This is a genomic window from Microbacterium aquilitoris, assembly GCF_031932285.1.
Lineage (GTDB): Bacteria > Actinomycetota > Actinomycetes > Actinomycetales > Microbacteriaceae > Microbacterium > Microbacterium aquilitoris.
In genome coordinates this window covers 1,328,740-1,350,786 of sequence record NZ_JAUZVT010000002.1, presented here as the reverse complement: position 1 = coordinate 1,350,786, position 22,047 = coordinate 1,328,740, and the positions used below count along the sequence as shown (strand labels likewise).

Here is a 22,047-nt window from a genome sequence, read left to right as displayed (position 1 = left end):
GTCATCCGGCGCGCCTTCTCGTCGACGCCGTCCAGGAGGACCCATGCCCATCCGCCATCCCCGCTCCGCGCTCGCCATCGCGTCCGCGGCCGCGCTCACTGCGTCGATCATCGCTGCGGCACCTGCCGTCGCTGCCGACGCCCCCGCACCGCTTCCCGACGGCGACGTCATCGCGTTCGACTTCGGGCCCGGCGCGGTCGCATCCGGCTCGCTCGCCGTGACGTCAGCAACGGCGTTCGATGCCGGGTGGGGGTACGGCTTTTCCACACCGCCCGCCTCGGCGGCCCCGGATGTCGACCGCGGGGGCGACGACGCCGTGCGGTCCGACTTCGTCGCAGCGCAGGGCGGTACCTTCGAGGTCGATCTCGCGCCGGGTGACTACTCGGTCTCGCTCGTCGCCGGCGACGCGGAGGGCGCGACCGACATCGCGATCACAGCCGAGTCGATGGCCAAGGTGCAGCCCACGGCGAAGCCGACGGGCGAGTACCTCGAGATGGCGTTCCCCATCGCTCTCGTCGACGGGCGCCTGACGCTGCAGATCGCGGGCGGCGCGGCATCCCTCAACGCACTCACCATCACGCGGCTGCCCGAGCGCACCGCGGGCGCCGTCCCCACGACGTACCTGACGGGCGACTCGACCGTCCAGACCTACGACGCGACCGCGTACGCGCCGCAGGCGGGGTGGGGCCAGATGTTGAGCCGCTTCCTCACGGACGACGTCGCGGTGAAGAACCACGCGATCGGCGGGCGCTCGTCCAAGAACTTCCTCACACAGGGCCGCCTCGACGAGGTGCTCCGCGCGATCCGCCCCGGCGACTACCTGTTCGCGCAGTTTGGTCACAACGATGCGACACAGGGAGTGGACGACCGGTACGCCTCGCCCGCCGACTACAAGGAGTACCTCCGCACGTACGTCGAGGGTGCGCGCCAGCGCGGCGCGACACCGGTGCTCGTGACTCCCGTCTCCCGACGGAACTTCGACCCCGAGACGGGGCTCTTCCGTGTCAGCTTCCCCGAGTACGTCGAGAAGATGACCGAGCTCGCCGACGAGGAGAACGTGCCGCTGGTCGACCTCTCGGCATCCAGCCGCGCCTACCTCGACGAGATCGGTCCCGAAGCGGCGAAGGCCGTCTTCCTGCACGTCGACCCGGGTGTGTTCCCCAACCGGCCCGCCGGGACGGTCGACGACACGCACTTCCAGGAGTACGGCGCCATTCAGATGGCACGTCTGGTCGCGCAGGGCGTCAGCGCCCTCGACATCCCGCTCGCCGACGAGGTCACCGACACGGAGCCCCCGGCCGAGGTCCCCGCAGCCCCGCAGAGGCTCGTGGCCGGCGCCGTCAGCAACGCCGGCGCCACCCTGAAGTGGGACGCCGTGCCCACCGCGGACATCTACAAGGTGTTCCGTCAAGCGGCCGATGAGGACGCCTGGACCCTGGTGGGTACCGTGACTCAGCCGACGACGATCGTGCAGGGCCTGAACGAGGGCGCGACGGTCCGCTATCGCGTCGTCGCGGTCAACGGTCGCGGCGAATCCGAGCCGTCGGCGCCGGTGGAGTTCACCACCAAGCAGGCCGCGTACCGGTTCGACTTCCAGCTCGCCGGCAACCCCCTCGCCGCCGGGTACACCGAGGTCACGCCCAACCTCGCGTACACGAAGGACCGCGGGTACGGCTTCACGAACACCCTCCCCGCCAACGCGGGCCGAGACCGTGGAGCCGCCGAGGGATCGAACGACCTGCTCCGCGACTTCGTCCTCCCGGGCGACAGCTCGACCTTCGCCCTCGACGTGCCGAACGGCACCTACTCGGTCAAAACGTTCTCGGGCGACTGGATCGGATCGACCCGCACGAGCTTCCGCATCGAAGGGAAGGAAGCGGGCACGGGCAACGCCGGCCGCGGCTCGGTCGCGGCGGTCCTCCGCGGGCCCTTCCTCGTGACCGACGGCCAGCTGAACATCGAGGCCTACGGCGCCGCTGCCGGGACGCGTCTGAACGGACTCGAGATCACGCCGATCCTCCTCGGCCCCACGGGCCTGACGGTGACGGGCGTCGAAGCCGATCCGGCCGATCCCGAGATCGACCTGGCGTGGGATGCCGAATCCGGTCTCACCTGGAATGTGTACCGCTCGTCCGCCTTCGACACCGTCCCGACGCTCGTGGGAAGCAGCACCGAGCCGGCGTACACCGACCGCACGGCGCGCGTGGGACTCGACTACAGCTATCACGTGACCGCCGTGGACCGGACGGGCCTCGAGTCCGTGCCGTCGGCGAAGGTCGAGACGAGTCTGACCGACCCGGACGTCGCTGCCCCCGGCTCGCCGACGGATGTCGACGCCGTCCGCATCGACCCGCGCGAGGTGGAGCTCGCCTGGACCGCGGCGGAGGACAGCGTCTTCTTCCTCGTCTTCCGCTCGGAGGTCGAGGGGGAGCGCGGCGCGCTCGTGGGAACGAGCGACGTCCCGCGTTTCGTCGACGACGACGTGCTGACCACCGTGCCGTACTTCTACACGGTCGTTCCGGTCGGTGTGGGCGGTGCCGGTGCGGCATCCGACCCGTACGAGACGGCGGCGCCCACGGTGCTGCAGCGTCAGGCGGAGTACCTGGACCGTGGCGTCGCCGCGGTCCGGACCGATGGCGGCGTGCTCGTGTCGTGGCGACTGCTGGGCACGGACCCTGCCGACGCGGGTTTCCACGTCTACCGTGACGGTCGGCGCATCACGACGACGCCGATCACCGCCTCGACCAACCTACTCGACACCGACGGGACGGATGCCTCGGAGTACTTCGTCACCCGGTTGAGTGGCTCGGGCGACGAGACCGTCGAGACGACCGAGTCCGAGCCGGTAGGAGTGCAGACCGCCGCATACCGCGCGCTTCCCCTGCAGAAGCCGGCGGACGCGTACACGAAGGACGGGCAGCCCTACTCGTACTCGGCCAACGACACCACCGTCGGCGACGTCGACGGGGACGGGCAGTACGAGCTCATCGTGAAGTGGTACCCGTCGAACGCGAAGGACAACTCGCAGGGCGGCTACACCGGCAACGTCTACGTCGACGCCTACCGGCTGGACGGCGAACGTCTCTGGCGCATCGACCTGGGCGTGAACGTCCGAGCGGGTGCCCACTACACCGACCTCATGGTCTACGACTTCGACGGCAACGGCCGTGCCGAGCTGATCACACGGACCGCGGACGGCACGGTCGACGGGGCAGGACGGGTGATCGGCGACGCGAGCGCAGACCATCGCAACAGCTCGGGGTACGTCCTGCAGGGCCCGGAGTTCCTGACGGTCTTCGACGGGCTGACGGGCGCGGCGGTCGACACGATCGACTACATCCCGCAGCGCGGCGACGTCGGATCGTGGGGCGACACGTACGGCAACCGGGTTGACCGGTTCCTCGCATCCGTCGCCTACCTCGACGGTGAGCACCCGAGCGCGATCTTCAGCCGCGGGTACTACACGCGTGCCGTCGTCGCGGCCGTCGACTTCGACGGCGAGGAGCTGACGACGCGCTGGGTCGCCGATTCGAACGAGGACGGTGCGGAGGCCCTCTACGGGCAGGGCAACCACTCCATGTCGGTCGCCGATGTGGACGGTGACGCGAAGGACGAGATCATCTTCGGCTCGGCCGCGATCGACGACGACGGGGAGCTGCTGTACTCGACCGGACTCGGCCACGGCGACGCCCTCCACGTCGGTGACTTCGACCCCTCGCGACCCGGACTCGAAGCCTTCGCGGCTCACGAGAATATGGCGGCGTCCGGCAACCGCGGGGCGACGTTCCGCGACGCGAAGACCGGCGAGGTGCTCTGGAGTATCCCCGCCACCGTCGACACCGGACGTGCCGCCGTCGGAGACATCGACCCGCGGCATCCCGGCGCAGAGGGCTGGGCCGTCGGCGGTGACGCCGCGTGGGACTCTCGGACCGGCACGCTCGTCGCCGCGGACGGTGAGGTCATCGGCGACACGATCCCGGCCGCGAACTTCCTCGCCTGGTTCGACGGCGATCCGCTGCGCGAGATCGTCGACCACGAGTGGGATGCGGCGACCTCTCAAGGCACGCCGGTCGTCGCGAAGTGGGATTGGGGGGCGGGGGAGCAGAAGACGATCCTGTCGGATGCCGGAGCCCGGTCGAACAACGGCACGAAAGGCACGCCCAACCTCCAGGCCGACCTGTTCGGCGACTGGCGCGAGGAGATCGTGTGGCGCTCGGCGGACTCGTCGGAGCTGCGCATCTACTCGACCGGCGACGAGACCGACATCCGCATCCCGACGCTCATGCACGACATGCAGTACCGGGTCGCGGTCGCCTGGCAGAACACCGGCTACAACCAGCCGCCCCACCCGAGCTTCTTCATCGGCGACGGGATGGAGCCGGCTCCGATGCCGCGCATCGCGGTGACGGGTGGTCCCTCGGGCGGCGACGACGAGTCCGCTCCGGTGATCTCGGGTCTGCCGAAGGACGGTGCGCTCCTGGCCGACAGCGACGAGCTCGCGCTTGCGGTGACGGCGGCGGACCCCGAGTCCGGCGTGCGGAACCTCGACGTCGCCCTGGACGGGGAGCCGGTCGCGGCCGACGCCGTCATCGACCTCACCGGCAAGGCGGGCGAGCACCTGCTGACCGTGCGGGCCGTCAACCACGACGGTCTCATCGCGACGGCGGAGTCCCGGTTCACGGTCTTCGCCGACGAGGGCGCGACGGCGGCGCCCGGTCGGGGGGCTCTCAGCAGCGACAGCGGCTGGGGCACTGGCCTCCGCGACGGATCGTTCACGGTCACCATGAACCTGTGGTGGGGCGTCAACGGCTCCGTGTTCCGGCTGTACGAGAACGGCGAGCTCCTCGACACCCGCCTTCTGACTCCCCAATCGCCGGGGGCGCAGCAGGTCGCCGTGCCCATCGCCGGCCGCTCGAACGGCACGTATGTCTACACGGGCGAGCTGGTCAATGCGGCGGGAGCAACGAAGACGACGTCGATCACCGTCACGGTGACGGATGCCGCTCCCGGTATGCCCGTGCTCTCGCACGACAACCACGACCGCGACAGTGCTTACACGGTCACCTCGAACCTCTGGTGGGGGACCAACGCGACCTCGTACGCGCTGTACGAGAACGGCAAGATCATCGACGAGCAGAGCCTCGAAGCGGCGTCGCCGAACGCGCAGCGCACCCGCACGGCGGTGACGGGTCGTGGCCCGGGTACATATGAGTACGTCGTGGAGTACCGCAACGGGGCGGGCGCGACCCGCTCGACTCCGCTGACGGTCGTCGTCCGCTGAGACGGATGCCGCGGGTCGCCCTCACGCGGGGTGCGACCTGCGGCATCCCTTCGCCACTGTCGGGCGATCGCGTCTGTGAGGACTCAGAGTTCCGCGACGCGGATGAGCACCTTGCCGACCGTGGCGGCTTCGACCGCGTCGTGAGCGGCGGCGGTCTGCTCGAGCGGGAACCAGGTCAGTGGGAGCCCGGCGTCTTCGCCCACCGGCAGCGCGCCGTCTTCGAGTGCGCGCGTGATGTCGGCGACGGCGGCATCGAGGGCAGGTTCTCCGACGGTGTAGAGCAGGACGCCCTGGACCCGGATGTTCTTCGCGAAGGTCGGACGGATCGGCATGCTGAAGGTGTCGCCGTTGTCGTCCGCGTAGAACGCGACGACCGCGTGCCCGGCGGCGACCTCCGCGTCTACCGCCGCGTTCGTGGCGAGCGACACCTCGACGATCTGATCGACGCCGTCGGGCGCGACCTCGCGGATGTTCTCGACGAGGTCACCCTGCGTGTAGTCGATGATGTGGTGCGCGCCGGCCGCCCGCGCGAGTGCCGCCTTCGCGTCGGAGCTGACGGTGGTGATGACCGTCGCGCCCGCCCAGCGGGCCAGCTGGATCGCGGCGTGACCGACGGCGCCGGCGCCTCCCGCGACGAGCACGGTGCGTCCGGTGAGCGCTCCGGGGGCCAGGCGAGCCGGCCCGTCCTCGTGGACCGTGAGGGCGCGGTGCGCCGTCACGGCGGGAACGCCGAGGCTCGCAGCGGTCGCGAAGTCGATGCCCTCGGGGAGTCGGATGGCGCGGGATGCCGGCACCACCGTGTACTCCTGCGCGGTGCCCGTGGGGCGCTGGTGCTGCGCGAGGTGCACCCACACGCGGTCGCCGACGGCGAGTCCCTCCACACCGTCGCCGAGCGCGTCGATGATCCCGCTGCCGTCCTGGTTCGGGACGGTCTCGGCGAAGGTCGCGCGCGCCGTGCCGCCGGCGCGGGACTTCCAGTCGGTCGGGTTCACGCCCGACACGGCGATGCGCACGCGCACCTCTCCGGCGCCGGGGTCGGCGATTCCTCGCTCGACGAGGGACAGGACGTCGGAGGCGCCCGGGGTGCGGTAGACGATGGCCTTCATGTGGAGCATGAACCGACCGTAGCGTGCGGGCATTCCGAGACCGGGGGATTGCCAGGCGCGCTGTGGGAGGCTCGATGCAGCGGCATGAGTTTCATGCCGCGTGCAGGAAGGGGGCCTCGTGCCCACCTGGCTCGAACATCTCTGTCACGCTCTCATCGGCCGGACGCGATCGCACGACGATCTCCCGGACCTCCGTGACCTCCCGACGTCGCGTGTGGACGTCGAACGGACCTACTACCTCGTCGACGATCCCGAACGCCGCACCCGGGACGATCGGCTGTACGTGCTGCGGATGGGGCGCGGGCGCGCCCGTCGCGCCGCGGACATCTCCGTCCACTCGAACGGACGCGTCGTCGGCTACCTGCCGGCGGCAGCCTCGGCCGCGCTCGCCGCCCCCCTGGCGGGTCTGGGCGGCGCGGCGATCGTCAACGGGGCCGGTCCCCGTCCCGGGACCACCCGTCTGCGCGTCGATCTCCCCAGCGCGGACGCGATGCGGTCGCTCCGCGGGACGACGGAGCTCGCCGCGGCCTGACGCGCGTCACTGGGCGACGACGTCGCCCGATCCGTCGGCGTTCACCCGGAACGAGACGCTCTTGTATTCGGTCCGGAGCGAGATGAACATCTCGGGGTTCTCGACGGACGCTCCGAAGGTCTCGCTGTCGATGTCGCTGTCGGTGCCCCGCGAGACGACGGCGCTCGCGTCGCCGACGGGGATGCCCGACTCCGCCGACGCCTTCTCCATCAGCGCCCACACGGTCGAGAGGGCGATGTCCTTCCAGGAGAACTGCTCGGCCGCGAGGTCGGGCTGTGACGGCGCCGGGCCCTCGTGATCGACGACACCGCCCCGGTACATCCACACATCGGTCTCGGTCCTGCCCGGGGTGAGGGGTGCCTCGACCCGGATGAAATCAGACGTGATGAGGACGGTGCTGACCCGGTCGTGCCCGATCTCGTCCTCGAGGGCCCGCACCGCGACGGCCAGTTCGTCGGGCCGCCGCAGGTCCACGCCGATGCGCCCCTCCTGCGCCGCCTGCGCGGTCATCACGACGGCGCGGCCGTATGGAGCGACGACGGCGGCCGCCACGGCGAGCGCGATGACGACGAAGAGGATGCCGCGGAGCACCCTCCCGCGTGGACCGATGCCGAGGAGCGGGCCGCGCCGCGCGCCGTTCACCACGCGCTGCGCCTTCGGCCAGGAGATCTTCGGGACCGACCCCGGCGGTGGGACGACGAGCCCGTCGATCTCCTGCGGCGAGACCTGGCCGTCGACGAAGCCGAACTCGGGGCCGCCCTCGATCAGGATCGCGACCGGCCGGGTCGCGTCGGGCCTGAGGGCTCCGAGCTCGATCAGCGGGACGACACTGCGGAGGGTGGTGGCGTACGCGGCGCCCCGGCGCGGCTGCACCGTGACGTCGATCTCGCACACGGGCTGGTCGTTGATCTGCGTTCCCGTCTGACGGACGGCGTCGATGCGTGCCACGCCCAGGCGATCCTCGGCCCGCGCGCGGGTCAGATCCTCCTGAGAGACCGATGTCGAGGCGAGCCCCGACGCACCCAGCCGTAGGAAGACGACGCTGAGGATGCCGATGGGCAGCGCGACCGCGAGGACCCAGATGCCGGCTCCGGGAGGACCGACCACCGCGGCGACGGCACCGCCGACGAGAGCGCCCACAGCTGCGGAGAAGATCAGGCGAAGCACGATCCGGGAGCCTATCGGCAGGTGACGAACTGCCCGAAATCGGCCGCATCGACGGGGATGCTCTGACAGGCTTTCGGTGTGATCGAGACACTCCTGGGCCTCGTGGTCGCGCTCCTCGTCGTCGCCCTCACCACGGTCGTCGGCCGGTGGGCGGGGATCGCGGCGCCGATCCTCATGGTGGCCGTCGGGGTCGGGGGGAGCTTCCTGCCGGTGTTCGACGACTTCGTCCTCGACCCGGAGTGGATCCTCCTCGGCATCCTGCCGCCCTTGCTCTACTCGGCGGCGGTGTCGATGCCGGCCATGCACTTCCGCCGCGAGTTCGGCGCGATCGCCGGGCTGTCGGTCTTCCTCGTCATCGGGACTGCGCTCGCCCTCGGACTGTTCTTCATGATCGTGCTCCCCGACCTCGGTTTCGCGTGGGGCGTCGCGCTCGGCGCGATCGTCAGCCCGACCGACGCGGTCGCGACGTCGATCATCAAACGCACCCCGGTTTCCAAACGCGTCGTCGCGATCCTCGAGGGCGAGAGCCTGCTCAACGACGCCACGGCGCTCGTGCTGCTGCGGACGGCCATCGCGGCGGCTGCGGCATCCTTCTCGTTCTGGGGTGCCGTCGGCACGTTCGCCTACGCCGTCGTCGTCGCCGTACTCATCGGCGCGTTCGTCGGCTGGCTGAACCTGACCGTCCGTCGCCGCGCGACGGATCCGACCGTCAACACCGTCCTGTCGTTCACCGTCCCGTTCCTCGCCGCCATCCCCGCCGAGCTCCTCGGGGCCTCGGGGCTCGTCGCCGCCGTCGTCGCGGGCATCATCACGGGTGTCGGGGGTCCGCGCGTGTTCTCGGCGCGCAATCGGCTCTCGGACGCGCAGAACTGGCGCACGATCGAGCTCGTCCTCGAAGGTCTCGTGTTCCTGTTCATGGGACTGCAGCTCACGACGATCATCTCGGACGTGCAGGCCGTGCACGCCGGCGTGGCACCCGCTCTCCTCATCGCGGCGGGGGCGTGGCTGCTTACCGTCGTCGTCCGCGCCGCGTACGTCGCACCGCTCCTGGCGCTCCTGTCCGCGAGCGCGCGCCGCGTGCGCCGGCTGCAGCCACGACTCGAGACCATCGCCCAGCGGCTCGAGAGCGAAGAGGGCGAGAAGAAGCTCGTCGATGCCTTCGCGCGCCGGGGCAGAACGGTCTCGCGTGACACGGTCCGCCGCTTCGGCCCGCGTGTGACCCGTGGGCTCGCGGACATCCGCTACTTCCAGGAGGCTCCCCTCGGATGGCGGGAGGGTGCGCTCGTGGTGTGGGCGGGCATGCGGGGCGCGATCACGCTCGCCGCCGCGCAGACGCTGCCGGAGGACACACCGCAGCGCTCGGTCCTCATCCTCGTGGCCTTCGGGGTGGCCGTCCTCTCCCTCGTCGGACAGGGTGCCACCGTCGCCCCCATGGTCACCGCCCTGACCGCCGCAGATTCCCAGGAGGAGACCCGTCAGCGTGAACGGGAGGAGCGCCGGCACATCCTCGACCTCCTCCGCGACAGCGCAGCGACCGTTCCGGCCGCCGAGCGCCCGGCGGACGCGGACCGCTCCCGGATCTTCGAGATCGAGAGCGCCCGACGACTCGAGGTGCTGGCGGTGCAACGGCGGGTGCTCCTCGATGCACGCGACAGCGGGACCTTCGACGCCGACGTCCTCGCGCACGAGCTCGCCGTCATCGACGCGTCGCAGATCGCGATCGAGCTCCGCTCCGATCGGGGGTGACCCGGGTCAGCGGCCGAGCACGCGGGCGATGTCGTCGACATCCCGCAGGTCGTTGAAGATGTGCAGGGCGACCCGGGCGTTGCCGGCGCGGCGGGATGCCACGATCCCCGCCGCCCGCAGGCGGTCGACGTCGTCCCCGTCCACATCCGGCCAGGTGACGATAGGCGTCGCGCGCTCGGGGGCCGGCAGGTCGAGACGCTCCCGGAGCGCGGCCGCCAGCCCCGTCACCTCATCGCGCAATGCGTCGGCGTCGGCGTCGGCGAACAGGGCCAGCGCGGGCTCCGCGCCGACGAACGCCTGCCACGCCGGCGACACGTCGAACCGTCGAGCGGATGCCGCCAGTGCCGCATCCGGGCCGTAGCACGAGGCCCACGGGTCCGATCCGGCGTACCAGCCCGCCTGGCGGGGTGCGATCGAGGCGGCGAAGTCCTCGTCGAGCGCGAGGAAGGCCACGCCGCGAGGGGCGCACAACCACTTGTAGGCGTGGCAGACGAGAGCATCGAACGAAGCGGCGGCCACCGGCATCCATCCGACGGCCTGCGTCGCGTCGCAGAGCGTCCGGACACCGTGGTCCCGAGCCGCTGCGACGATGGCGTCGGCGTCGGCCACGGCTCCCGTCGCGGACTGGACGATCGAGAAAGCGACCAGCGCGTCGCCGTCCCGGAGCGACTCGGCGAGCGCCGTCAGAGGGACGGTGCGCACGGTGATGCCGCGACCGGCGTGGACGAAGGGCAGGACGAGCGAGGAGAACTCGCCGTCGGGGCAGACGACGACCGCTCCGTCGGGCAGGGCTGCCGCGATGAGGCTGACCATCGCCGAGGTCTGCGCGCCGAGTGCGACGGCCCCGGGATCGACGCCCACCAGACGAGCGAACGCGGCACGGCACCGTTCGGCGACCGCGGCGTAGCGGATCGGGTCGGGCAGGATGTCGAGGTCGGCGCGGACGGCGTCCCGCGTCGCGAGGGAGGGGATGCCGGAGGTGCACGCCGCGACGTAGCCGCGGGCCTCGGGGAAGGATGCCCGGACGGCGGCGGGGGAGAGGACCATGCATCCATGGTCCCGACCACCGGAGGATTGCACCACGGCAGGTATTGCATCGTGAACATGACGTCGCGTTATATGTCTTCGTGCCCACCTCTCTTCCCGACCTCTCCGTCGCCGAACTCCGGATCGTGAAAGCCATCGGAGACGCAGGGTCGGTGACCGCGGCCGCCGTCGCTCTCGGCTACAGCCAACCCGCCGTCAGCCAGCAGATCCGCCGCCTCGAATCCCGTCTCGGCATGCCCGTGGTGGAGCGGGTCGGCAGACGGATGCGGCTGACCGAGGCCGGGCGCATCCTCGCCCGGCACGCCGTCTCGATCACCACCGCCCTGGGCGCGGTGGCGGGGGAGCTCGCCGACCTCAGCGGTGGACGGAGCGGGACGGTGCGCCTGGTCGGCTTCCCCTCCGCATCCCCGACCGTCCTTCCCCGCCTCATGCGGCGCCTCGCCGAGACCGATCCCGGTGTCTCCCTGACCTACGTCGAGGCCGAGCCCCCCGAAGCGGTCGCCGCCGTCCGCGCCGATCGTGCGGACATCGCCCTCACCTTCAGCCACCCCGGCGACGGTACGGATGCCCACGGCGACAGCATCCGCGGGCTCGACGCTCGTCGCATCGGCGCCGAGGACCTGCTGCTGATCCTCCCCGAAGGGCATCGGCAGGCCTCCGACGACGTCGTCGAGCTCGAAGCGCTCGCGGGCGACGACTGGATCGCCGGCTGTCCGCGCTGCCGCAGCCATCTGCTCGACTCGTGCGCGCGGGCGGGGTTCCTTCCCCGCATCCGGTTCGAGACGGACAACGTCGCGGCCGTCGAGCAGCTCGTCGCGCAGCAGGTCGGCGTCGCGACCCTTCCGCGGTTGGCGGTGGCCTCCTTCCCGCTCGTGGCCGGCGTCCGCACGCGCCCTCTCGCCTCGGGCGACCGGCGGGAGCTCCACGCGGTGTCGGCGCGCGGCGCCGCACGGGTCCCCGCGGTCGCCACGGTGCTCGGCCACCTCGAAGCCGCTGTCGCCGAGATGACATCGGCTCCCCGCGCCGCCTCGCGGGCGAAGTAAGGTGAGCCCCATGCATCAGCGTCCCCTCGCCGCCACCGGTCGTTCCGTCTCCGCCATCGGCCTCGGTACCTGGCAATTGGGTGCGGACTGGGGCGATGTGTCCGAGGCCGACGCCCTCGACGTGCTCGCGACGTCCGTCGAAGCCGGGGTCACCCTCTTCGACACCGCAGACGTCTACGGCGACGGGCGGAGTGAGACGCTGATCGGGCGCTTCCTGGCGGAGCATCCCGGCCACGGCGTGACGGTCGCGACCAAGATGGGTCGCCGTCTCCCGCAGGAGACCGGCAACTACACCGCCGAGAACTTCCGCGCCTGGACCGATCGGTCGCGCCGGAACCTCCGCGTCGACACCCTCGATCTCGTTCAGCTGCACTGTCCGCCCTCCGCGGTCATCGACGCCGATGAGACGTACGACGCCCTCGATGCGCTCGTCGCCGACGGGGTGATCGCCGCCTACGGCGTCTCGGTGGAGACCTGCGCGCAGGCGCTCTCGGCCATCTTGCGCCCCGGCGTGACGAACGTGCAGATCATCTTCAACCCGTTCCGCCTCAAGCCGCTCGACGAGGTCCTTCCCGCCGCCGCCGCCGCGGGCGTCGCCGTGTTCGCTCGCGTCCCTCTCGCGTCCGGCCTCCTCAGTGGCCGGTACACGACGTCCACGTCGTTCGCCGGCGACGACCACCGGTCGTACAACCGCAACGGCGAGGCGTTCGACCGGGGTGAGACGTTCTCGGGGGTCGATTACAAGACCGGTCTCGTCGCGGCCGAAGAACTCGGCGCGGCCCTGCCCGACGGTGTCTCGCTGCCCGCGGCATCCCTCGCCTGGATCTCATCGCAGACCGGTGTCACCTCCGTGATCCCCGGAGCACGGACGACCGCTCAGGCGACATCCAACGCCGCGGCGGGACTCATCGACGCCGCAGCCCTCGACACCTTCGCCGCGGCGGTCGTCGACGTCTACGACCGCCGTCTGCGGGCGGACATCCACCCGCAGTGGTGACAGCGGGGGTGGGGATGCCGCCCGCCGCCGCCCCGCTGCACTCGCTACCGTGAGCGCATGATCGTCGATGTCGCTGGGGTCCTGTTCCGCTGGGAATCGCGGAGGGACGACTGGTACTTCGTGCCGTTGCCCGAAGAGGTGAGCGCCGACATCCGTGAGGTCCCGCGTCCCGGTCGCGGTTTCGGTTCCGTGCCGGTGAGGGCCACGGTCGGCGCGACGAGCTGGCGGACGTCGATCTTCCCGGACGCCGGCCGCGGGGTCTACGTCCTTCCGCTCAAGCGGTCGGTGCGTGAGCGCGAGGGGATCTCCGACGGCGACACCGTCCGCGTCCGGCTCGACGTCCTCGACGGCTGAGAGCGCGTCAGCCGTGTTCGCAGGCACCACGGATCCACTCGCTGTCACCCTGATCGCCCTCGCGTACCTCTGGGTGGCCGTGGCATCCGTCGCGCTCACCGTGATCGACGTCAGGACGCACCGGCTCCCCAACGCGTGGGTCCTCCCGGGGTATCCCATCGTCGGCGGCCTGATGCTCCTCGCGTGCTTCGCCGGAGCGCCGTGGGCGTCACTTCTGCGCGCGGCGATCGGCGGCGCGGCACTGTTCGTGTTCTACCTCCTCCTGCGCGCGGCCGGCGGTGGCATGGGCGGTGGGGACGTCAAGCTCGCCGGGGTGCTCGGCATCGCGCTCGGATGGGTGGGCTGGTCCGCGCTCGCCGTCGGCGCCGTCGCGGGCTTCGTCTTCGGCGGGCTCTACGGCATGCTCCTGCTCGCGACGCGCCGCGCCGGCCGACGCACCGCCGTCGCCTTCGGCCCGTGGATGCTGCTGGGCGCGTGGGCGGGCATCGTGTGGGGCGCGTCGCTCGTCGACCGCCTCGGTCTGTGACGCGTCGCCGCTGGCAGATCCTTGCCCCGTACGCAAGGGGAGGTCGGCCAGCGCGGGTGCCTCGGTAGCGTGAGGGGATGGCCGATAGTACGAAGACCCCGCTGATCCCGCGCCTCATCGCGCGGGCACTGTCCCTGCGGATCGTCCGTGCCTACCTGCGGTACAGCGAGCGGCGGGGACCGATGCTCGCCGACAGCGTGACCTACCGCACCCTCTTCAGCGTGTTCGCGGGAGTCCTCCTGGGGTTCTCGGTCGCCGCGCTCTGGCTGTCGGGCAACCCGCAGGCGTGGCAGGGACTCCTCGACGCGGTCGACCGCGTGATCCCGGGACTCGTCGGCGAGGGCGGCCTCATCGACACCGAGAACCTCAGCCAGCCGGTCGCCTTCTCTCTCGCTGGCGTGCTGTCCCTCATCGGTCTGATCATGGCCGCGATCGGGGCCATCGGATCGCTCCGCACGGCCCTGCGGATCGTCGCGGACAAGGTGCACGACGACACGCTCTTCATCATCGTCCTCGCGCGGAACCTGCTTCTCGCCATCGTCATCGGCGTCGGACTGGCGGCCGCGGCGGTGGCGACGGTGCTCGGCACGGCGGGAGTCGGCCTCGTGGCCGGCTTCATCGGCGTCTCGCCCGAGAACCCGCTCACGGTCGGCGTGAGCGCCACGGTCGGCATCCTCGTCACGTTCCTGCTCGACACCGCCGTCGTCGCCCTGCTGTTCCGCACCCTCTCGGGTGTCCGCGCTCCGGCACGGGCACTGTGGACCGGGGCGCTCATCGGCGGCGTCGGACTCACCGTGCTGCAGCAGCTGTCGAGCCTCTTCGTCGGCGGTGCCGGGTCCAACCCGCTGCTCGCATCGTTCGCGTCGCTGATCGCCCTGCTTCTGTGGATCAACCTCTCGTGCCAGGTGATCCTCATCGCCTCGTCCTACATCGTGGCGGCCACACTTGAGAGCGAGGATCGCGTCCGCCGCGTCCACGGCGCGAGGACCCTGATCGAGCGACGGGTGCAGACCGCGGAAGACCAGGTGAAGGCGGCGGCCGACGAACTCCACGCCGCTCGCGCGGCGCTCGCCGAGGAACGCGCCGACTGAGCGGCATCCGTCACATCCGGATCACCGCCGTGTGAACTCTGACGCATCCGCTCGGCGCTGCCGGGCGAGGGTGTGTACCGTCGAACCGTGAAGAACCCGCGCCTTCAACCGACTCACCCGATCGCCCTCGCGCCCGTGCAGGCACCCGAGCCCACCGTCGACGGCTTCGTGACCCAGTTCCTCCGGAACCTTAACAACGGGCGCGGCGTCGCGCTGTCGACGTCGACGGCCAACGATCGGTACTTCGCGCTCGCCGCGACGGTGCGCGACTACCTCATGGCACGGTGGCTCGAGGATGTCCGGCGCCAGCGCACGATCCAGTCCAAGGGCGTCGCTTACCTCTCGGCCGAGTACCTGCTCGGTCGACAGCTCGACAACAACCTGCTCGCCACGGGCCTCACCGACATCGCCGACGAGGCGCTCGTGGCGTGCGGCCTCGACCTCGACGACGTCCGCGCGATGGAGGTCGAGCCGGGTCTCGGCAACGGCGGACTGGGACGGCTCGCGGCGTGCTTCATCGACTCGCTCGCGACCCTCGGGGTCCCGAGCGTCGGGTACGGCATCCGATACGAGTACGGCATCTTCCGGCAGACCTTCGTCGACGGCCAGCAGGTCGAGCAGGCCGACTCCTGGCTCGCGCTCGGCTCGCCCTGGGAGTTCCCGCACCCCGAGGCAGCGCGGACCGTCTCCTTCGGCGGCCACACCGAGACCTACGACGACGGGGGAGTGACGCGGACGCGCTGGGTCCCCGCATGGAACGTCCTCGCCGTGCCCTACAACTACATGGTCCCCGGCTACCACAACGGCCGCGTCAACACGCTCCGGCTCTGGAGTGCGCAGGCGACGCAGGGCTTCGACCTCCGCGTCTTCAACGCCGGCGACTACCAGGAGGCGGTGCGGGCGCAGACCTACGCCGAGAACATCTCCAAGGTGCTCTACCCCGAGGACTCCACGCCGCAGGGCAAGGAGCTGCGTCTGCAGCAGCAGTACTTCTTCGTCGCGGCATCCATCAGCGACTTCGTCAATCTCATCCTGCCGGCTGACTTCGACCTCGCGAACCTTCCCGACCGGGTCATCTTCCAGCTCAACGACACGCATCCCGTCATCGGTGTCCCGGAGCTCATGCGCGTGCTCGTCGACGAGAAGGGGCTCGAGTGGGATGCCGCGTGGCAGATCACCCAGCAGTGCTTCGCCTACACGTGCCACACCCTGCTGCCCGAGGCGCTCGAGGTGTGGCCGGCTGACCTGCTCGGTCGCCTGCTTCCGCGGCATCTGGAGATCATCTACCGGATCAACGACGAGTTCCTCGAGGCGGTCCGCGAGCGGTTCGGCGACGATTCGGAGCGGATCCGCCGCATGTCGATCGTCTCGCCCGACGGGGCGATCCGGATGGCCTACCTCGCCACCGTCGCCGGGTCGAAGGTCAACGGCGTCGCCGAGCTGCACTCCCAGCTGCTCCGCGAGAAGGTCCTGCCGGACTTCGACGAGTTCTACCCCGGCAAGTTCACGAACGTCACGAACGGCGTGACGCCGCGTCGGTTCGTCAAGCTCGCCAACCCGGGATTGTCGCGTCTGATCACCGACACGATCGGCGCGGGGTGGCTCACCGACCTGGATCGGTTGCGCGAGCTCGAGGAGTACGCCGACGATGCCGAGTTCCGCTCCGCCTTCCGTGCGGTCAAGTCGGCGAACAAGCGAGTGCTCGCCCGCACGCTCGCCGAGCGCGACGGGCTCACGGTCGCCGACGACCACCTGCTCGACGTGATGGTGAAGAGGCTCCACGAGTACAAGCGTCAGACGCTCAAGCTCCTCCACATCATCACGGAGTACGACGCCATCGTCTCGGGCCGCGTGACGCCCGACCAGGTGACCCCGCGGACCTTCGTGTTCGGCGCGAAGGCGGCGCCCGGCTACGCGATGGCCAAGCGCATCATCCACCTCATCAACGCTGTGGGATCCGTCGTCAACGACGACCCGCGCGTCGAGGGTCGACTGAAGGTGCTGTTCCCGCCGAACTACAACGTGACCCTCGCGGAGCGCATCGTCCCGGCCGCCGACCTGTCCGAGCAGATCTCGCTCGCAGGCAAAGAGGCCTCCGGCACCGGCAACATGAAGTTCGCCCTCAACGGTGCCCTCACGATCGGCACGGACGACGGTGCGAACGTCGAGATCCGCGAGCTCGTCGGCGACGACAACTTCTTCCTCTTCGGCATGGCCGAGCCCGAGGTCGCCGACCTGCAGGCGCGGGGCTACCACCCCATCGACTTCGTCCGCGCCGACGAGAACCTGTCGCGCGCTCTCGAGCTGATCTCCTCTGGTGCGTTCTCCGGCGGGGACGCCTCGGTGTTCGAGCCGGTCGTGTCCAACCTGACGCACCACGATCCCTTCATGGCGCTCGCGGACTACACCGACTACATCGCCGCGCAGAAGCGCGTCGACGCCCTGTACGCCGACCAGGATGCGTGGACCCGCGCCGCGATCCTCAACGTCGCACGGTGCGGCTTCTTCTCCTCGGATCGGTCGATGCGCGATTACATCGACCGCATCTGGCACACCCCGCCGATCCTCTGAGTCGCCGGGATATCACCGCCTCGGCCCGCTGACAAGGCGTCGGGTCGGGGTGCATCCGCCCGATTAGAGTCGGTACCGGAGGTTCATCATGGCTATTGCACGACTTCACGGCGGTCCGCTCGACGGACAGGTCATCCCGCTCGAAGAGGACACGGATCGGCTGATCCTTCCCTACAGCGAGACGCAGATCACGTACGAGCGCTCGGGCGCCGACGAGAACACGGGAGAAGACGACGGACCCACGTCCGCCGACTTCCATTTCGTCGCCGCTCAGGACGACATCGACCCGTCCGCGGACGAGCGCGACGACCGTTCGACCCTTGACGACTGAGCCGGAGCACTCGCTCGAGATCGAGCGGACCTACGACGTCGACGCCGGGACGCCGCTGCCCGATTGGGCACGGCTTCCCGGCGTCGCCGTCGTCGGCGCGCCCGAGCCCCGCGAACTCGACGCGCACTACCTCGACACGGCGGACGGAGCGCTCGGCCGCGCACGCGTCGCCCTCCGTCGCCGGAGCGGCGGCCCCGACGAAGGGTGGCACATCAAGCGCGTGACCCCCGAGGGTAAGGCCGAGTCGCGCTGGCCGCTCGACGACGGTGACCGGGAGCACATCGTCGTCCCGGCAGAGATCGAGAGCGTCCTCGCCGAGATCGCAGCGCCCCCGTTCGCGCCCCTCGCTCGCATCCGGAACTCGCGCACCGCTTACGCCCTCCTCGACGCCGGGGGAGGCCTCCTCGCCGAATTCGTCGACGACCGCGTCACCGCGACGGATGTCCGCCGGGGCGTCGAGACGGCCTGGCGCGAGTGGGAACTCGAGCTCGGGCCTGCGGCGCCCGCGGATGCCGCCGCCCGCGACGCGCTTTTCGATGCGGCCGACGAGCTGGTCCGTGCCGCCGGCGGAGACGTGTCGGCGTCGGGCTCCAAGCTCGAACGCGCCCTCGGTCTCTGAGCCGCCGTGCCCGCTAACGCACTGACGCCGCCCCCGGCTTCGTTCGGGGCGGCGTCAGTCGTGATCGTCAGGTTACTGAAGACCCCATCGATCCGATAGGTCTTCCCGCTGCGATCAGAGGTTGATCATGTGGCCCGCGAGGCCGTGGAACGCCTCCTGCAGCCCCTCCGAGAGGGTCGGGTGCGTGTGCACGTTGCGCGCGGCCTCGAGGGCGGTGAGGTCCCACTTCTGGGCGAGCGTGAGCTCGGGGAGGAGCTCGGACACGTCCGGACCGATGAGGTGGCCGCCGAGCAGCTCGAGGTGCTCGGCATCCGCGATCAGCTTCACGAAGCCGACCGGCTCTCCCAGGCCGTTGGCCTTGCCGTTGGCCGAGAAGGGGAACTTCGCGACCTTGATGTCGTAGCCGGCATCGCGGGCCTGCTGCTCGGTGAGGCCGAACGAGGCGACCTGCGGCGAGCAGAACGTGGCGCGGGGCATGTTGCGGTAGTCGCCCAGCGTCTGGGTCTCGGCCTTGCCGATCGTCTCGGCGGCGACGACGCCCTGCGCCTCGGCCACGTGCGCGAGCTGCAGCTTGGCGGTGACGTCGCCGATGGCGTAGACGCCGTCGACGTTCGTGCGCATGTAGTCGTCGATCTCGATCGCACCGCGCTCGGTGAGCTTCACGCCGGTCTTGTCGAGACCGAAGCCCTCGACGCGCGGAGCGAAGCCGATCGACATGAGCACCTTGTCGGCCTCGATCTGACCCTTCGCGCCGTCGGCGTTCGCCGAGTACGACACGGTGACCTTGTCACCGGAGTCGACGACGGACTCGACCTTGGTCGAGGTGAGGATGTCGATGCCGTACTTCTTGTACTGGCGCTGGATCTCCTTCGAGATCTCGACGTCTTCATTGGGCAGCGCGCGATCGAGGAACTCGATGATCGTCACCTTCACGCCGTAGTTGCTCATGAAGAATGCGAACTCCATGCCGATGGCACCGGCGCCCACGATGACGATCGAGTTCGGCAGTTCACGGGTGAGGATCTGCTCCTCATAGGTGACGACGTTCTCACTCAGGGTGACGCCGGGCAGGAGGCGCACGGTCGACCCGGTCGAGATGATGACGTTGTCGGCGGTGACGGTCTCGGTGGAGCCGTCGGACTTCGCGACCTCGATGGTCTTCGCGTCGAGGAACGTGCCGCGACCGTCGTACTCGGTCACCTTGTTCTTCTTCATCAGGAAGTGGATGCCCTTGACGTGGGTGTCGGCGACCTTGCGGCTGCGGTCCCACGCGACGCCGAAGTCGAAGCTCACGTCACCGCTGATGCCGAACAGGTCGGCCTTGTGGGTGAAGGTGTGCGCGAGGTCGGCGTTCTTCAGAAGAGCCTTCGAAGGGATGCAGCCCACGTTGAGGCAGACACCGCCCCAGTACTTCTCTTCGATGATGGCGGTGGACAGTCCGAGCTGTGCTGAGCGGACGGCCGCGACATAGCCGCCGGGGCCGGCACCGAGGATGACGACGTCGTAGTGAGGCATACGTCAAGCCTAGCCCGCTGCGGGTGCCGTCACTCCTTCGTGGCGCCCCGCCGTCCACGCACGATCGCGACGGCGAGGACCACGCCCACAGCCGCGAAGATGATGGCTCCGCCGACGGCGTAGGGCACGGCGTTGAAGCCTTCCGACGACCCTTCGGTCTGCTCGCCGACCGACTCGCCGCATTCCTCGGCGGCAGCCACCTTCCCGTCCTCTCCGACCGAGAACGTGTACTCGTCGGAGATGGGGTGACCGTCGCTCGAGACCACCCGCCACTGCACGAGGACAGCGCCCTCGACCGGTTCGCGGATCGCTTGCGAGACGGTGTTGCCGTCTACGACGGGGTCGCCCTCGCCGATCGAGTCGCACTCCTCGTCGTAGACGGCGAACTCCGTCGAGCCCGTTTCGGTCGACGGCGCGTCGCTGAGCGTCAGCGTGATCGCGGCGGGAGTCGTCCCGAGCACCGTGTCGGGTGCGGGATCGGAGGAGAGCAGTTCGTCGTGGGCGGCGGCGGAGGCGGCCGGGGCGAACAAGAGGAGTGCGGCGATCGCCGCGCCGGCCATCGCGGTGACCGGGCGCCGAGCGGAAGCTGTCGTGATCGTGGACATGCGCGCGACGATAGTGGAGGAGGGAGGGGTGCCCACGACCCTGTTCTCGCGCGGGTCCCGTCGCTACCATGCGACAGCCGACCACGGAGAGGCCGGCCGGTGCCATCTGCTCCTTGTGAGAAGGGGACGATGTGCGTCAGGCTACCCAGGCGGGGAGCGGCTCGTCGTGCCCGACGACATCCAGGACAACGCCCCTCCGCGTGCCCCGATCCGGGGTGCCCGGCAACCGGGAGCGTGACCGATCGGTTACTGTGGAAGAAGGAGGACATCGTGGACGACAATCAGCGACCGGGCGGCGACATCCATCGTGGTGCCGAGACCTCGGCGCACCCGCGTCTCGTGGACTCGACGCAGACGTTCGGGCACGACTCGGACCTTTCCTTCGTGCCCTTCGGCGCGGAGTTGACGGCGGCGGAGGTCGAGGCGATCAACGCCCTTCCGGCGCGTGCCGCGCTGCTGATCGTGCGTTCGGGTCCGACTGCGGGTGCCCGCTACCTGCTCGACACCGACGTCACGACCGTGGGTCGTCACCCCGAGGCCGACATCTTCTTCGACGACGTGACGGTGTCGCGTCGTCACGCCGAGATCACCCGCACGGGTGCGACGTTCGAGCTCATCGACCAGCGGTCGCTGAACGGCACCTACGTCAACGGTGAGCGCGTCGATCGCGCGACCCTGACGGACGGCGCGGAGGTCCGCGTGGGCAAGTTCCGTCTCAACTTCTTCGTGGCTCCTGCCGAGCGGGCGATCAGCGCGTGAGCCCGGCCGCCGCGACCCGGGGACGAGCAGCGTCCTCGGGCTCCTTGAGCATCGGTCAGGTCCTCGCCCGGTTGAGTCCCGAATTCCCCGCGCTCACGGCCAGCAAGCTCCGCTTCCTCGAAGTCCAGGGCATCGTCACGCCCGTACGCACCGACTCGGGGTACCGGAAGTTCTCCCCGGCTGACGTCGAGCGGCTGCGGACGGCTCTCACGATGCAGCGTGACTTCGGCATCCCGCTCGCCCGCATCCGCGAGTACCTCGAAGAACACGGCGACGACGTCGCTCCCGCTCCTCCCGCCTCGATCGTGCAGACGTCGCGACGCTACCGACGCGACGAGCTCCTGAGCACGGCCGGCGCCTCCACGACACTGCTCAACGAAGCAGTCTCCGCGGGGATCATCGCTCCCGCCGACACCTTCGACGAGCGGGCACTGGGAGTCCTGCGGTCGCTTGTCGCGCTGAACGCTCACGGCATCCAGCCTCGCCACATCCGCACCATCCGTCAGAGCGCCGAGCGCGAGGTCTCGTTGATCGAGAGCGCCATCGCCCCGCTGCTGCGCCGGACGGATGCCGGTTCCCGCGCGCAGGCCAGTGAGGTGGCGCCCGAGTTGGCACGGCGTCTCGAAGAGATACGGCAGGTGTTCGTCAGCGCCGCGCTCGAGCGTTTGACGCCGTGAGTCCCTTCCGCGACACGCCGAGGCCCGGGAGTCGGATGTCATTGCCCGAGGCCCCTCCCTCCTCTAGCGTTGAAGAACCG

18 protein-coding genes are annotated in these 22,047 nt (G+C 70.1%); 13 read left to right on the top strand and 5 right to left on the bottom strand.

Annotation, left to right across the window (positions count from 1 at the left end; translation table 11 throughout):
• The first annotated feature begins 43 nt into the window (after nucleotides 1-43).
• Nucleotides 44-5,281, top strand: a complete 5,238-nt coding sequence (locus tag Q9S78_RS13415; RefSeq protein WP_311870649.1) for a rhamnogalacturonan lyase family protein — start codon at nucleotides 44-46, stop codon at nucleotides 5,279-5,281.
• Nucleotides 5,282-5,364: 83 nt separating this feature from the next.
• Here Q9S78_RS13415 and Q9S78_RS13410 read toward each other — a convergent pair whose 3' ends face one another.
• Nucleotides 5,365-6,387 carry an NADPH:quinone reductase gene (locus tag Q9S78_RS13410; protein WP_311870724.1) on the bottom strand — a complete coding sequence of 341 codons (1,023 nt, stop codon included), beginning with the start codon at nucleotides 6,385-6,387 and terminating at the stop codon, nucleotides 5,365-5,367.
• 118 nt (nucleotides 6,388-6,505) lie between these two features.
• Here Q9S78_RS13410 and Q9S78_RS13405 point away from each other — a divergent pair, with 118 nt between their 5' ends.
• Complete coding sequence (locus tag Q9S78_RS13405; RefSeq protein WP_311870647.1) at nucleotides 6,506-6,919, top strand: hypothetical protein; 414 nt, start codon at nucleotides 6,506-6,508, stop codon at nucleotides 6,917-6,919.
• Between the two features lie 6 nt (nucleotides 6,920-6,925).
• Here the strand turns inward: Q9S78_RS13405 and Q9S78_RS13400 are convergent, their stop codons facing one another.
• The gene (locus Q9S78_RS13400) at nucleotides 6,926-8,086 is read right to left on the bottom strand and encodes a hypothetical protein (protein ID WP_311870646.1); all 1,161 of its coding nucleotides are present in this window, start codon (nucleotides 8,084-8,086) and stop codon (nucleotides 6,926-6,928) included.
• Between the two features lie 78 nt (nucleotides 8,087-8,164).
• Here Q9S78_RS13400 and Q9S78_RS13395 point away from each other — a divergent pair, with 78 nt between their 5' ends.
• Nucleotides 8,165-9,832 (top strand): cation:proton antiporter, encoded by a 1,668-nt coding sequence (locus Q9S78_RS13395; RefSeq protein ID WP_311870644.1) that lies wholly within the window; start codon nucleotides 8,165-8,167, stop codon nucleotides 9,830-9,832.
• A 6-nt stretch (nucleotides 9,833-9,838) separates the two neighbouring features.
• On the opposite strand, the gene Q9S78_RS13390 is transcribed toward Q9S78_RS13395, so the two are convergent.
• Complete coding sequence (locus Q9S78_RS13390) at nucleotides 9,839-10,879, bottom strand: aminotransferase class V-fold PLP-dependent enzyme (protein WP_311870643.1); 1,041 nt, start codon at nucleotides 10,877-10,879, stop codon at nucleotides 9,839-9,841.
• Between the two features lie 80 nt (nucleotides 10,880-10,959).
• Here Q9S78_RS13390 and Q9S78_RS13385 point away from each other — a divergent pair, with 80 nt between their 5' ends.
• From Q9S78_RS13385 to Q9S78_RS13350, 8 genes are all read left to right on the top strand, one after another.
• The gene (locus Q9S78_RS13385; RefSeq protein WP_311870641.1) at nucleotides 10,960-11,922 is read left to right on the top strand and encodes a LysR family transcriptional regulator; all 963 of its coding nucleotides are present in this window, start codon (nucleotides 10,960-10,962) and stop codon (nucleotides 11,920-11,922) included.
• A 10-nt stretch (nucleotides 11,923-11,932) separates the two neighbouring features.
• Complete coding sequence (locus Q9S78_RS13380) at nucleotides 11,933-12,919, top strand: aldo/keto reductase (RefSeq protein WP_311870639.1); 987 nt, start codon at nucleotides 11,933-11,935, stop codon at nucleotides 12,917-12,919.
• A 57-nt stretch (nucleotides 12,920-12,976) separates the two neighbouring features.
• On the top strand, nucleotides 12,977-13,273 hold the full coding sequence (locus Q9S78_RS13375) for a DUF1905 domain-containing protein (RefSeq protein ID WP_018186426.1): 297 nt from the start codon (nucleotides 12,977-12,979) through the stop codon (nucleotides 13,271-13,273).
• A gap of 13 nt (nucleotides 13,274-13,286) precedes the next feature.
• Complete coding sequence (locus Q9S78_RS13370) at nucleotides 13,287-13,799, top strand: prepilin peptidase (RefSeq protein WP_311870637.1); 513 nt, start codon at nucleotides 13,287-13,289, stop codon at nucleotides 13,797-13,799.
• A 77-nt stretch (nucleotides 13,800-13,876) separates the two neighbouring features.
• Nucleotides 13,877-14,890: a YihY/virulence factor BrkB family protein gene (locus tag Q9S78_RS13365; protein WP_311870635.1), complete on the top strand. Its 1,014-nt coding sequence runs from the start codon at nucleotides 13,877-13,879 to the stop codon at nucleotides 14,888-14,890.
• 87 nt (nucleotides 14,891-14,977) lie between these two features.
• Nucleotides 14,978-17,461 carry a glycogen/starch/alpha-glucan phosphorylase gene (locus Q9S78_RS13360; protein ID WP_311870634.1) on the top strand — a complete coding sequence of 828 codons (2,484 nt, stop codon included), beginning with the start codon at nucleotides 14,978-14,980 and terminating at the stop codon, nucleotides 17,459-17,461.
• Between the two features lie 88 nt (nucleotides 17,462-17,549).
• Entirely contained in the window at nucleotides 17,550-17,792 is a 243-nt protein-coding gene (locus Q9S78_RS13355) for a response regulator (RefSeq protein WP_311870632.1), read from the top strand.
• A complete protein-coding gene (locus Q9S78_RS13350) occupies nucleotides 17,782-18,411 on the top strand; it encodes a CYTH domain-containing protein (RefSeq protein ID WP_311870630.1) in 630 nt (209 codons plus the stop codon). The genes Q9S78_RS13355 and Q9S78_RS13350 overlap by 11 nt, the downstream gene beginning before the upstream one ends.
• Nucleotides 18,412-18,525: 114 nt before the next feature.
• Here Q9S78_RS13350 and lpdA read toward each other — a convergent pair whose 3' ends face one another.
• Both lpdA and Q9S78_RS13340 read right to left on the bottom strand, forming a co-directional pair.
• Entirely contained in the window at nucleotides 18,526-19,926 is a 1,401-nt protein-coding gene (gene lpdA / locus Q9S78_RS13345) for a dihydrolipoyl dehydrogenase (protein ID WP_020097551.1), read from the bottom strand.
• Between the two features lie 29 nt (nucleotides 19,927-19,955).
• Complete coding sequence (locus Q9S78_RS13340) at nucleotides 19,956-20,531, bottom strand: copper resistance CopC family protein (RefSeq protein ID WP_311870628.1); 576 nt, start codon at nucleotides 20,529-20,531, stop codon at nucleotides 19,956-19,958.
• Between the two features lie 270 nt (nucleotides 20,532-20,801).
• On the opposite strand from Q9S78_RS13340, the gene Q9S78_RS13335 reads away from it, so the two are divergent.
• Together Q9S78_RS13335 and ftsR are read left to right on the top strand one after the other, a co-directional pair.
• Nucleotides 20,802-21,290, top strand: a complete 489-nt coding sequence (locus tag Q9S78_RS13335; protein WP_018186434.1) for an FHA domain-containing protein — start codon at nucleotides 20,802-20,804, stop codon at nucleotides 21,288-21,290.
• Nucleotides 21,287-21,967, top strand: coding sequence for a transcriptional regulator FtsR (gene ftsR, locus Q9S78_RS13330; RefSeq protein ID WP_028497418.1), 681 nt, complete (start codon nucleotides 21,287-21,289; stop codon nucleotides 21,965-21,967). The genes Q9S78_RS13335 and ftsR overlap by 4 nt, the downstream gene beginning before the upstream one ends.
• Nucleotides 21,968-22,047: the final 80 nt, after the last annotated feature.